At 40.2% G+C, this 13947-nt stretch carries 9 protein-coding genes; 8 read left to right on the forward strand and 1 reads right to left on the reverse strand.

Going from position 1 to position 13947, the window contains the following annotated elements; all coding sequences use genetic code 11:
- Positions 1-131 precede the first annotated feature (131 nt).
- Genes H6793_02985 through H6793_03005 form a run of 5 tightly spaced genes read left to right on the forward strand, consistent with a single transcriptional unit; the run spans position 132 to position 9627 of the window.
- Complete coding sequence (locus H6793_02985) at positions 132-1292, forward strand: Fic family protein (protein ID USN95272.1); 1161 nt, start codon at positions 132-134, stop codon at positions 1290-1292.
- Entirely contained in the window at positions 1293-5249 is a 3957-nt protein-coding gene (locus H6793_02990) for a hypothetical protein (GenBank protein USN95273.1), read from the forward strand. It begins immediately after the preceding gene.
- On the forward strand, positions 5246-8737 hold the full coding sequence (locus H6793_02995; GenBank protein USN95274.1) for an Eco57I restriction-modification methylase domain-containing protein: 3492 nt from the start codon (positions 5246-5248) through the stop codon (positions 8735-8737). The genes H6793_02990 and H6793_02995 overlap by 4 nt, the downstream gene beginning before the upstream one ends.
- Complete coding sequence (locus tag H6793_03000) at positions 8734-9372, forward strand: hypothetical protein (GenBank protein USN95275.1); 639 nt, start codon at positions 8734-8736, stop codon at positions 9370-9372. Before H6793_02995 ends, H6793_03000 begins: the two co-directional genes overlap by 4 nt.
- Positions 9373-9426: 54 nt before the next feature.
- On the forward strand, positions 9427-9627 hold the full coding sequence (locus tag H6793_03005) for a helix-turn-helix transcriptional regulator (protein ID USN95276.1): 201 nt from the start codon (positions 9427-9429) through the stop codon (positions 9625-9627).
- On the opposite strand, the gene H6793_03010 is transcribed toward H6793_03005, so the two are convergent.
- Positions 9628-9834, reverse strand: coding sequence for a hypothetical protein (locus tag H6793_03010; protein ID USN95277.1), 207 nt, complete (start codon positions 9832-9834; stop codon positions 9628-9630).
- A 365-nt stretch (positions 9835-10199) separates the two neighbouring features.
- Between H6793_03010 and H6793_03015 the strand changes: the two genes are divergently transcribed.
- From H6793_03015 to H6793_03025, 3 genes are read left to right on the forward strand one after another with little or no spacing between them, the layout of a single operon-like run.
- Positions 10200-11651: a hypothetical protein gene (locus H6793_03015; protein ID USN95278.1), complete on the forward strand. Its 1452-nt coding sequence runs from the start codon at positions 10200-10202 to the stop codon at positions 11649-11651.
- Between the two features lie 44 nt (positions 11652-11695).
- Complete coding sequence (locus H6793_03020) at positions 11696-13522, forward strand: hypothetical protein (protein ID USN95279.1); 1827 nt, start codon at positions 11696-11698, stop codon at positions 13520-13522.
- 11 nt (positions 13523-13533) lie between these two features.
- Complete coding sequence (locus H6793_03025) at positions 13534-13944, forward strand: hypothetical protein (GenBank protein USN95280.1); 411 nt, start codon at positions 13534-13536, stop codon at positions 13942-13944.
- The last annotated feature ends 3 nt before the right edge of the window (positions 13945-13947 follow it).

Genomic DNA, 13947 nt, shown 5'->3' on the forward strand with positions numbered 1-13947 from the left:
AATGTACAATATCATATCTGTAAAAGTGAGATGTATTTTAAATGTTAAGTTAGATACAACCCCTGTTAATTATATAATTTTGTTAGATAATATAAGTCTTACAGGTGAGATATTGTGTTACAATATAAGTTATGATTAAGATGCCAGCACCAAACTATAACTCCAAGCTTACGGATATTATTATTCAGCTAGAGCATTTGCGTGGTCGTAGTATCTCTAGCACTACGAGTCAACAGGTATTCGTGCAGCTTAAGAGCTTATTTCACATTATTGAGGCATTGTCATCAGCCCGTATAGAGGGCAATCACACTACGCTGGCTGGATTCGTAGAAAAACGTGTTCAAAAAGATAAAAGTAGCCAAGCGAAAGATGAAAGCATGAAAGAGATTATCAATCTCATGCAGGCTTTAGACTTTATTGATGAGCATATTGCCGATACTGAGATAGATAAAGGCTTTACGCTAGAACTTCACAGAATTGTTGTAGACGGTCTTACCCGTGAGGGAGATTCTAACGCTGGTAACTATCGCAGTAGTGAACGCAGTATTGCAGGATCAGACCATGTTTTGCCAAGTCACTACGATATCCCTGATTTAATGGAGGAACTATTCGACTATATCAACGATGAGGCGAATAGCCGTGACGAATTACTCAAGATCGCTCTCACGCATCACCGATTTGTCTGGATTCATCCATTTGGCAATGGTAACGGCCGTACTGTTCGTTTACTTACCTATGCCATGCTATGCAAAAAAGGCTATATTGAGCCAAATGTACTGCGTTTATTCAATCCTACAGCGGTTTTTGCTGGTGATCGCCAGAAATATTATGACATGCTAGAGCGTGCCGATAAGGGCACGGATAAAGGTCTTCTCGGCTGGTGTGAATACTTCTTAAGTGGTATCAAAGACGAAACTGAAAAAACACTGCGTCTAGCTGATAGTAACTTCGTTAATAGCAAATTACTGCTACCAGCTGTATCTCGCTTAAATTCCGCTGGTGTACTCACGAAACTTGAAACAAGTATCTTAGAGAGAGCTATCCGTAAAAAAACTATCCGAGCGTCAGATATTGCTGATTTGTGGGATAAAGATGTTACATCTGGTGCAATTGCCAACCAAATCAGGCGTATGCGCGAAGCTGGCTATCTAAAGGCTGAAAAAGAAGGTGGCCGTGAATACAGCATAAACTTCATAGACAACCAACTAACCCGCCTTGTTCTTGATCAGATGGAAAACGAAAGACTACTACCGATTCGAGTAGACGAAATGGTGAGCGGAGAAAATAAATAGATGGGACTAAGGGTATATAAAGGTCGTGCGGCTAAAAGTACTGAGAACACATTTTTTAGAGAATTCGCAGAGAAGCTATCTTTGTTGTTCGACCAAAAAGAAATAACCGGTGTTCTGATAGGATTTCCTGAGTGCAAGGCAGATGCCACCCTGGCTCCAGACGTCCTATTGATGACGGGGCACGCAGTATTACTAATAGATCTAAAAAATTATTCAGACGGCGGAACTGTAATGTTACCATCTGAAGATTATTTTGATAATGGATCATGGTTATTTAAGAATAACAGCGAAGAAGTTATCATCAAGGGCGGTTCATATTCAAATCCATTCAAACAGGTAGGTCGGCAGCGATTCAAGATGATCGATTTGATACAAGAATCAGTACAGGGATTTAACCCGAGACATTTGACCACTGGCGTGATATTCCAAAATGACGTTAAGATTCAAGGCTCGGTAGTTCGTAAGTGGCGAAATATGTTCTTCGTTGGCGACGTTAAATCGTACACAAATGATATTTACGATTTCATAAATGTCATTGATGATGAAATATCCCTTACGCCAGAGACGATGAGTCAAATAAGAGATTATTTTGATGCTGAAGAATACGAAATCAATATAGATACCTCTTCTGCTAAAGCGGTACAGGTTGTCGATAAACAGCCAGTATCTCGTTCATCTGCGCCTACTATAATTACTAACAATCCAGACACTATGGAGCAGGCGCTTCAGAATGATCTTAAGCAAGCTAAAAGTATAGATATTGCAACCGCATATTTTTATTTTTCTGGCTTTCGTAGGCTAGCCAAGGAGTTGAAAGACGTCAAAATTCGTATACTTGTTGGCAAGGCTATAGATCCAAGGCGGATTGATGAAATCGCTGCCTGGCTCAAGCAGGATCCAAATGTGTCGCTAGATACATTTCAGCTACCTCCCGGTAAGTCGAAGACTGGGCGCAAGCAAGACTATGTTGATGGTTTTATTGAGCTTTATAATAAATCAGCTTTGTCAGATCAATTCGATGACACCGAGGCGCAAGAGATGCAGCGCATTTTTGAGGATAAATTAAAAGACGGATCTCTTGAAATACGCATGACAGAGAAACAGAATCCTCAGCACGGTAAAATCTATGTCCTGGATAATGGCGCCACCTACATGGGCTCATCGAATTTTACATATTCAGGACTACTAGGTCAGGGCGAAATCAATGAGCGCCACAATGACTCCGAACACCACACCAAGTACAAGGGCCTGTTCGAAAAATTATGGGATGACGGCGAAAACATAGATATCCAAACATCTACCAGCAACTCTGACTTCTTAAAGCAAATCGAAGATCGTCTGTGGCTACATTCTACACCTGATCCGTATAAAGTGTTTGTGCGTATTCTCCACGAGATGTATGCAGAGAACGAAGAGCTAGAAGAAGTTAAAAGTCCATCGGTTATAACCGAAGGTAGATTCTCTAATCTCAAGTATCAATTGGATGCTATTAAGGGCGGAATAGATAGGATCAGTAAGTACAATGGTGTAATTGTGGCAGATGTGGTTGGTCTAGGTAAGTCAATTATCGCCTCTGCAATTGCCCATAATCTTGGCATGCGTACTATTATAATTACCCCTCCTCACCTAATGAGCCAGTGGCAAGATTATGTAAGTGAGTTTAATATTCCGGGCGCAATTGTCGAGAGTGGCGGAAAAATAGAAAAACTTCACAGCGATCACGCTACATCGGAAACACCATATCTTTACATCATAGATGAGGCGCATCGTTACAGAAATGAGACTACCCAAGATTATGTTTGGCTTCATCAACTTACGAGATCACACGTTGAAAACAAAGTTGTGTTACTAACTGCAACACCGTATAACAATCGACCACAAGATTTATTTGCCATGATTAAATTATTCCAGACCCCAAGCAAGTCTACGTTAAATACCGTAGACAACTTAAGTGTACGATTTAGAGGGCTGATAACTGAATATCAACGGCTAGAACGTATTGGCAAAAAGCATATGACTATAGACATCAAGAATCAGCTAAGTGATTTGGGGTCTGAGTTGCGTCGCATAATCGAACCGGTTGTTATACGTCGTTCCCGTATTGATCTAAGGCAAATCAAGGAATATGCCGACGATCTAAAAGCGCAAAATATCGAGTTCCCTGAAGTAGTCGGTCCGGAACTCATAGAATACGAACTCGGTGACCTAAAGCAGAAGTATATCGATACACTGGTTAGTATAGTTCGTGAAAAAGAAGAACATGGTTTTATAGGCGCTCGTTATATGCCGTCAACCTACATGAAATCTGATATGGAAGACGCCTTTAAAGAAAAATACGGACATTTCTTCGATGTTAGTGATCTAGCAACTCCTCAACGTAACTTGGCTTCATTTATGAAAAGTCTGCTTGTGCAACGATTTGAAAGTTCTAAATACGCCTTCAAATCTACACTCACAAAGATACATCACTCAAACGAAATGATCGTTAAGTGGTGGGAAGCCAAGGGTATGGTGCCTATTCTTAAAAAAGGTGAATTAGTCGATCCTGAGGACGAAAGTATTGAAGAAATTATGGCACAGATTGACGCTGGCATTGACGATTTATCTGAAGAAGCTATAAATCGCATTAAAAAGATCGCCGTGCCGATTCCAAAGAGTTACTTTCAGCCAAGTTTTATTGAAGACGTGAAACAAGATATAAAACTGTTGGAACAAATTTATGGTGACTGGTTTATCGATGATGACATTGGCCATGATCCAAAGTTAGAAGAGGTTCGCGAAAAGATACAGCAGATGCTCGCAGAAAATCCTAACCGAAAAATCGTTATATTCTCTATGTATTCAGACACCGCACAGTATGTATATAAATCTTTAATCAATAGTGGTTTCGAGAGAACACTCTTCTACTATGGTGGATCTAGCGCAAAAGATAAACAAACAGTATCAGCTAACTTTGACGCATCGTACCCAGCGGAACGTCAGGAAAACGATTACGACATAATTGTAGCGACAGATGCATTAAGTGAAGGCTTCAACTTGCACCGGGCCGGAATTGTTATCAACTACGATATCCCGTATAACCCAACGCGAGTGGTTCAGCGTATTGGTCGTATTAATCGCATCAACAAAAAGGTCTTTGATCAAATTTATATCTACAATTGCTTCCCAACTGCTATTGGTGATGAAGTTGTCAATGTTCGTGGTATAGCCACCCTTAAAATGCTTCTTATTAATACTATCGTTGGTAGTGATACAAAAACATTAACCGACGACGAAGATCTAAGAAGTTACTTCAAACGGCAATACAAAGAAGCTGACGATGAGCAAAATGAAGAGTCTTGGGATAATAAATATCGCAACATCTACGATAGCGTCAAACACAATCAAGCCCTTATAGACGAAGTAATGAAAATCCCGGAGCGTACACGGATTGTGCGCAACAACCAAAAAGAAAACAGCGCTGTATCCTTTGCTAAAAGAGGTAATGGCTTATTATTTGCTACGGCTAATGTATACGACATCGAAGCCAGTATTGTGCCTCCTGAAGTTGCCCTACCGATCTTTAGCGCAGATCCAAGCGAAACATCTAGCGAAGGAGACGCAAGTCTAGATAAAAAGTTCAAGTTACTGCATGACCAAATAATGACTACTAAACCCGCTCCAGTTGTCAAAGGGACACGCGCTGAGGCACTCACCAAGGTTCGCTTCTTGCGAGATAACTATATCCCCGAAAAAGACTTTTTGAGTGATCTGCACGACATTATTAAGAACTACGACGACCTATCAGACGGTGAAATGAAGTTTATACGTCAGCTTAACCTAACCGACCAAACTGAAGCGGTGGAAGCTCTAAAAGATAAATTCAGCATTCATTACCTAGATAACATCAGAGACAGAGCAGATGGAATCGATAGGGCCACCGAAATAATTATGTTCACCGAGGATCTACGCAAATGATGAACCAAAAAATCTTTTTAGAAAATGCATACAACCATACAGATTTTATAAACTTTGTTAATGAGTTTCTACCTAGCTTTATATATGATGAGGCATCAATTTCTTTGGCTGAAAACTCACTTTTTGAATCAGCCAGAATCCTGGGCACCTCAATAGATGGCGAGTTGGCAACGATTGAAATTAATTTGAGTCCGGAGAGCCAGGGCAAGCGTATTGCAATTACCAAAGAAGCTTTCAAAATTTTGCGCGACCATGCAATCGCCAATGCGTTAATAGTATTTACTGACGGTACAGATAACTGGAGGCTATCGTTACTGACAACCACGATAAAGTTGGATGAAAAAGGCAAAGTCATTACAGAATCTAGCAATCCACGAAGATATTCGTTTTTCCTAGGCCTCAATGCCAAGACTCGCACGCCTTATGAATCTTTAATCAAAAAAGGTTCAGTAAAAAATCTGAATGAGCTACAAGAACGCTTCTCTGTAGAGGTAGTCAATAAGCAGTTCTACGAACTCATTGCCGATCTATTCACAAAGCTTGTTGGTGGAGAGCGTAGCAAAACCAAAAAATATCCTGGTCTTCTAAAAATCAATGGCATAATAAGCCAAAATGTAGAACACCAAGAATTTGCTGTTCGCCTCATCGGGCGTATCATCTTCAGTTGGTTTTTAAAGGAGAAGAAGAGCGATGCAGGTGTGCCAATCATTCCAAATGAATTGCTATCATCGGATGCTTTGGCCCAAAATGAAGACTACTATCACAGCATATTAGAGCCACTATTCTTTGAGCTTTTAAATAAACGTGTTGAACATCGTCACGAGAGTCTGCGCGAGGAGCCGTTTAGTACCGTACCGTACTTAAACGGTGGTCTATTTAGCCCTCAGTACAGCGATTTTTATAATCAGAAATCATTCAACGGCGCCGGCACACCTGGCCTCACTCACATACCCGACGCTTGGTTCAAGGAACTATTCGAAGTCCTTGAGCAATATAACTTCACAGTAGATGAAAACACCAGTTACGATGTAGACTTGTCTATCGATCCAGAAATGCTCGGGCGTATATTTGAGAACTTACTTGCTGAGATAAATCCAGAAACCGGTGAGTCAGCCCGCAAAAGCACTGGTAGCTTCTACACTCCGCGCGAAATTGTGGATTATATGGTAGATAGTTCTCTGCTTGAATTTCTGAAGAACAAAACGAGCATCGAAGAGGCAAAGCTCAAAGCTCTTATTACTTGGGAACAGGACGATGACTTGTTGCAACCATTAGAGGACACCGAAAGAGAAAGGGTTGTGGATGCGTTAGCGGATCTCACTATTCTTGACCCTGCCTGTGGGTCCGGCGCATTCCCGATAGGAATACTACAGAAGGTAGTATATGTGTTGCAACAGGCAGATCCAGATGCAAAGATTTGGCTCCGGCATCAAATTGGGGTAGATGCAACACCCGAATTCCGACAATTTATTGAAAGCCAAAACTATGACTACATTCGCAAGCTTGGAGTAATACGTAAGTCTATTTTTGGCGTAGATATACAGCCTATTGCTACAGAAATATCGAGATTACGTTGCTTCTTAACTTTAGTCATCGAAGAAAACGTCACTGACGATATTTCCACAAATCGTGGCATAGAACCACTTCCGAATCTTGAGTTTAAATTTGTTGCAGCCAATTCACTTATCGGCCTCAAAGATACCGAGAAAAATTTACTCTTGCAAGAAGATGACAATCTAAAAGAACTAGAGGCAAGATTGTTCGAACTCAGAACCTCGCGATACTTCAGGACGAAGTCTTACCAAGAAAAAAGGAGCTTACAGCAGGAAGACAAGCAACTCTGTGATGAAATAATTCTTGCAACGGCTGGTGTGGAGGGAGTAAACCAAGCAAATCTTGCGAAATGGCAAGCTGAGCTTAATGAAGTAAAGTCTAAATTGAATTCAATGGAATCTATATTCTCCGAACATTCACAGAGTCGGCTTTTTGGAGAAGACGAAGCAACACAACTTAAGATCATAACGCTCGAAGAAACATCTTTGCGTAATCAAGCCAAGATGTTGCGAAGCAAGATCAAAAATGAACTGAACAAATCTACTTCTCCAGATCTCGCTAAAAATCTTCAAACTATCGTCGGGTGGAACCCGTACCAGTCTGGAATTGTAGCCAATTATTTTGATTCAGAGTGGATGTTTGGTATTACAAAATTCGATATTGTAATCGGCAATCCACCTTACATCCAGCTACAGAAAAATGGTGGTGAGCTAGCTAATCTATATAAGGATGAAGATTACAAGACTTTTGCACGCACTGGCGATATCTATAGCCTTTTCTACGAAAGAGGGCTAGAGCTGACAAAAGCTGGTTCTGGCCTTCTATGCTACATCACCAGCAACAAATGGATGCGCGCCGGCTACGGCGACAAAACCCGTGACTACTTCGCTAGCAAAAACCCAATAAGCCTGATAGATTTCGGTGGCTTCAAAGTGTTTGAGAGTGCCACGGTGGATACCAATATCTTACTGATTCAAAACACCATCAACCAGCATCAGCTCACAGCCTCTCACTTCAAAAACGATTACCAAAAGGGTAGTTCTGTTAAAGAGTATTTTGACACCCACAGCACCCTACTGCCTAACCTCACAAGTGACACTTGGTTCATCGGCGATAGCGCTGAGCTGGCTCTCAAGACTAAGATAGAATCCGTCGGCACGCCACTCAAAAACTGGGATATCAAGATATATCGTGGTGTATTAACTGGATGCAACGAAGCCTTCATCATCGACGAACAAACCAAAGCAAGGCTCATCGCCGAAGACCCAAATAGCGCTGACATCATCAAGCCATTACTGCGCGGCCGCGATATCAAACGCTATTCATATGACTTTCAGAATCTATATATACTCGCGACAGGCTACGATACCGACATCCAGTCAAAATACCCTGCGATATACAATTATTTAAAGTCAGTTGGCGACAAAATAGAATCAGGCGAATTAAAGGTAAAAGGCAAAGGTGTATTTACTCGTGATGACCAGGGCAAGAACTGGTGGAATCTACGCGCCTGTGATTATTACGATGAATTCGAAAAAGAGAAAATAGCTTGGTCCGACATATCTACAGAGTCAAGTTTTACATGGGCTAGTCAAAAACTATACGTAAATAATACAGGCTACATACTTACTGGTGCTAACATGGCTTATCTATTAGCAATTCTAAACTCTAAACTTACTAATTGGTATTATCCTAAAATAGCCTCTGATTTAGGTACAGGACTAAGATATATTTATCAATTTATTATCCGAATACCAGTTCCTAAACAAAGCGAGTCCAATCTAGCTATAGTTTCTGAAATAGAAAAAATAGTAGAAGATATCACCACCGCTGGCCACTCCACTCCAGAGCAAGACACCCAGTTAGACCAACTAGTCTACCAACTCTACAACCTCACCCCCGAAGAAATCGCCATAATCAAAGACACAAAATGATAGACCCGGGCCGTCTGGACTTGTCGTATTACCCATCGCAACCAGAGTCTAAGCTAGACAAAAAATGGCGTTTAGCTGATGAGAATGAGGCGCTATATCTTCGGCTTAAATCGAGCATTGTTAAGTCTAATTTGGATGACCTGACTAAGAATATATCGTTATTGCACATAGAAACTCAATGGTTTGAATGGGCACTCAACGATCTTTATGACAGACTGGCTATAACAAGCAGTAAGCAGAATCCAATAGTACGGATGGCTGACATATCAAATACTACAGCCAAAAAATTTAATAAAAACGGTAAAACTCAAGGTTTTGCCGACCTTACCCTAGGCGGTAAACATTATTGGCTTAGTCAATTTAGATACAAGGAAGTCGGTGAGAATAAAAAGTATACAATATATCTAAATTACTTAGATTTGTTTATCAAAAATCGAAACAATATCATACATCATTTCTTCTCACCTAAGACCACTACGACAACAAAGCTTAAGCAAATTTCTGCAGCGTTAGTAATTGTTGAGGCTCTGATTGCAGAAACGGGTCAGCGCGATAGTTTTTTGGCAGAATATCTTTTCAATAATTTGGCCAAATATTGGGACTTGAATACCTCGATCAACAAGCTAAAGACCTGAAGTTTGTTATTTCAAAATGTCCCCCAATGATAATCTGTTCTATAATATAACTCAATGAATAAATCTATTGGTAAAAAACTTCAACAAGCGCGTCAGCGTAAGGGGTTGACTCAGGCTGAAGTTGCCAAGCGTGCCGGCACCAATACAAACTATTACGCCAAGCTGGAGCGTGGTGAGGCAGTTCCGTCGCTCAAAATGCTTGAGAAGATTGTCAAGGCGCTTGGCGTGAAGTCGTCTGACGTTCTACCGTTCTAGTCAGTTATCGGCCTTCAGGGACTGTTCGTAAGCTTCAAATATAGCCTCGATGTCGTCGGGGTTGTCTTGAGCTATTTCGTGGAGTGCTGATTTCGTATATTCCAACAACGCTCGGGCATAATCGCGATTTGCTCGATCTGGATGGTACACCTCAAGGTAGCGCATCATTCCGTCGATATCTGTTTCGGTAATCTGATAGTCACTCATAATTTACTATCATTATAACACCTAGTCATCCTGGCAAATTTTATCAATCCCCAGTTCAACTAGTTGCGCATCAATGTCCTCAAAAGTTTTCCAGGTTTCTCCCCAAGAGTTCACCAATCTAAGCGCCCCAGTATAGCTGGGGTTTTTATATTGGTTATTTCGCATTAGTGAAACGAGCTACTGAGTTCGGCCATAGCTAGTATTTATAAGATGCTTGTTTCAAGTATGCTGTGATATGTTATTTTATTCTGAGATGTCACCAAAGTTCTGTATCTCATTCTAACATGGTTTCTACTTTGTGGTGCTAGTTCTGCAAAAGTGCAGGCATTTAACAAGTAAGTTTACTGATATGTTATTATTCACGAGTGAAGCATAAGAAAAAACACTTTCTAGGTACAATAGATAACGTATCACATTCAACAAAAGTGCGGATCATTTTTTATGTTTGCTCTGTTCTTATAGGGCTTAGTTTCATTGTTTTTGGCCTAGAGTGGCTGACCTTTTTGAGTTTTATTGGGTGGCTATATTATGCAGATAACCTAAAATTGTTTACAAAAAAACAAATCCTCATAGATTTTTACCTCGGTACTTTTATAGTATCTGGGTTTGCTTACTGTTGGTTAATGCAGGCCGAAGCACAGAACTGGAACGTTAGTTTGCACGGTTGGTTTAAAGTGGTTGCCCAAATTATCAGTTGGCTATTAGTTTGCACATTTACATCCATAGGTGGGTTGTTGCTGGGTTGGTTTATGGCAAAATATTCAAAACACAAAAACAGGCTACTCATATTTGTCCTCTTAGTGCCGTTAGCGGAGATAGTGAAGAGTTACTTATTTGCAGTTATTAGTTATGGAAATGGCGGAAGTTTGGCGCCAAACTTTTTTGCAGGTTCCTTGGCTGTCTCGGCAAGTGGTACGCCACTAGTATTTGCGTCACGATTTGTTGGACTTATTGGGTTAAGTTTGTTGAGCTCGTTGTTATGCTTGGCAATTTACTCGGCATTCACCAGGAGATATAAGTATTCGATAGTCTTGATTCTTATTATTGGTGTGAGCGTTTACTTGGGATATAAAATACCAGGGAATAAACCACATTCATCTAAGAAAATGAAGGTAGCCATAGTACACCTGAATGAGGCAGATACCATGGCTAATTGGCAAGATTATTCTAAAATCCCGGAAGATATTGATTTGTTGGTACTACCTGAGTATTCAGAAGCTTTAGAGAGTCACAAAGTCAGCGAATTAACAACGAAACTTAGCAAAAATGGTATTGCTGTTACTACTATTGATGTTGGTCGTTCGCCTGATGCAGTAAATCGCTTGATCGCGTTTGACTCAAACAAACAAATCATCAGCCAACAAGACAAAACTTTTTTAATACCAGCGGGAGAATACTTGCCATATAGCCTAATTGGCGCATTTAAATTACTTGGTCAGAATAAAAATATCGAAAACTTCAAGTATGTTCAACAAATAAAGCCCGGCAAAAAGCAAATCATGCCAATTAACGGAGGCAACATAACAGTCGGAGCATTAGCCTGTAGTGGAGTAATCTCATCAACCGAATATAAGCGATTAGTTCTAGGAGGTGCAGAGATACTAACCAATTCCGCTTCACTATCCTTTCTAAAACAGAATAGTCGTTTTGATGTTTTTGGCAGGAACATGGCACGCTACCAAGCAGTAGCAAATAATAGATATTTTACTCAAGCAAGCCGAAGCGGAGAAAGCTATATAATTTCACCAGAAGGACAATTTATTGCCCACAACAGAGGGGGCGAAACACAAGTGATGTACAAAGATCTCAAATTGTAAAAAAAGTTGACAAACAGTAAGCGCTAATGTTTACTGAGAGTAATATGAAAAATAAAAAAATCAATAAAAGTAAGCCTAAATCACAAAAGAATTTCAAAATACTCAAAAAAACTAACTTGAAATCTCGAAAAATACAGTTTGGAGTAATAGCAGTATTGATTGCTCTAGTAGGGGCAGGATATTTGGTGTTTGCTAAAGCACATACATTAAATTGCCAAAAACAAGATAATGTGGACATTTGTGACGTAAATCAAACTGCCGGTGGTACCGATACAATTTTAAGTGTTGGACCGGAAGCAGAGACGTTAGGCAATAGTGGTTGGGGTTGGTATTTAGGTGCATCATTTAGGGCTCCAAGTTCGGCCTACAACGGTGCTGTTCCAGTGCATAGGGTTGTAAATACTCAATATGGGTGGCACGAGTGGGTTACAGATGCTCAAAAGAGAGACAAAGAAGCAAAGTATGGAGCCTTGCAATATGAAGGAGTAGCCTTTTATGCATGGGAGAATAAAGTATCAGGGACTGTTCCAGTCTATCGTTTAACGGCTGGTGGTTCGGGCACTAAATCATTCTTTACGACCGACAAAGCTCAAGCTGACAAATTTGTAGCAGATGGCGCCAATGATCCAAATGGTTGGAAAATGGATGGAACCATGCCATCGATTGCCTTTTACGCTTATCCTCCTGGATATTCTGTCCCAAATCAAACAAATCCAGGTGATTGTTCAAAGCCAGAAAACTTTACAAAAGATATTTGCAAGAAAGCCGCAGAAAATCTAGAACAAGCCATAAAAGAAGATGTAATACCTGCCACAAAAGACTGCCCGAAAGATATTGAAACATACAGAAAAGCACCATTCCCTGGCCAGTTTTCTGAAGAGTGCCAGAAGAAGTGGAATGATGCATTGAAGGCGCGAGCAAGTTCGTCAACTACAACACCTTCTGTTGGAGGAGGCTCATCAAGTGTCGGTAGTGGTTCTTCGGCTACTACGACACCGGGCGCTCCTGGTGCGGTAGCGCCAATAGTTACAATCGCAGGCCAAGTTGCGCCAACAGTAACAGGAGATAAGCCAATTGACCCTTGCCCAGAAAGCCCGAACATGGATGATGGACTAACTGCATATATCAATGGAGTTAATAAAGAAAAAAAGAACTACAGTATGGATTGTCACAAAAAATACATGACCTTTGCCCAGAATAAGAATATATCTCCTTGCCCAACCGCAGATAGTTTAGACAAAGGACTAATGTTTTACCTTAATGGAGTTAATAACGAGAAGAAAAATTATGATATAAATTGTCATACATGGTATTTAACATATGCACGGAACAAGTCTCGGGCTGAGCAAATTGCCAAGTATAGTGATGCTGATCTTGACAGAGAGTGTGCCAAAAGCAATAAACCTAAAGAACTTCAGGATAGGTGTAACGATCTCTTTTATAGAAAGGTAGTGATGAATAATGCTGTTGCTGAGATGGTGAAGAAACAAGAGCGAGAGCGAGAGGGTGCAAACGCACTTTTGCAAGCGGGTCGTTATACAGATGAAAAGCAATTTGTTGAAATTGGATTTTGCGGAATAATGGCTTATAATGATTTCCAAAATCCGCACGATGGTGGTTATCCATACGTATGGGTGACCCCTGATCACAAAGAGTATTATCTTACTAAGTCAGATTGCATAAAACAAGCTCAAGCCATAAGGGCTGAATTCAAGGAATATCATAAGATGAATAATACTAATAGTATAAAATCAATGTGGGATCCCGAGAAGTATGAAACATTAAAGCGTTATCAAGACAAGAATATCTACGGGGGCGTATTTTCAAAAGAAGATATTCGCGACTACTTTCATAATTTAATAAGAAGATAGGAGAATAATTTATGAAAAAAACAATAATAATATCAATAATAGTCGGAATTCTAGCATTAGCTGGTGGGTTTGCTGGTGGTTGGTACGCAAATAACAAATCAGAGCAAAAAGAACAAAACAAGGTGTCTACGTTAGGTAACGAATTTATGTATAAGTTATTTTCACAAAAGAACGATCAAGCCTATAAAATGACATCAGACAACTACCAGAAAATAAACACACAAGAAGAATTCAATAAACAGGTTGTAATCTTAAACGATAGGAATCTTGAACCCGGCATAACTAGCATTTATAAAAATGGAGCTTCTTATATGATTACTCAAGAGTACATCGATAAGGACGGAAAAACCACCAAAGTCGCAGTTCTTAACATTACAAAATCTGGTAAAGAATTCAAAATCACAAGCGTTAGTGCCAACTAGTTA

Source organism: Candidatus Nomurabacteria bacterium (assembly GCA_023898625.1).
Lineage (GTDB): Bacteria > Patescibacteriota > Saccharimonadia > Saccharimonadales > JAGQNJ01 > HK-STAS-PATE-36.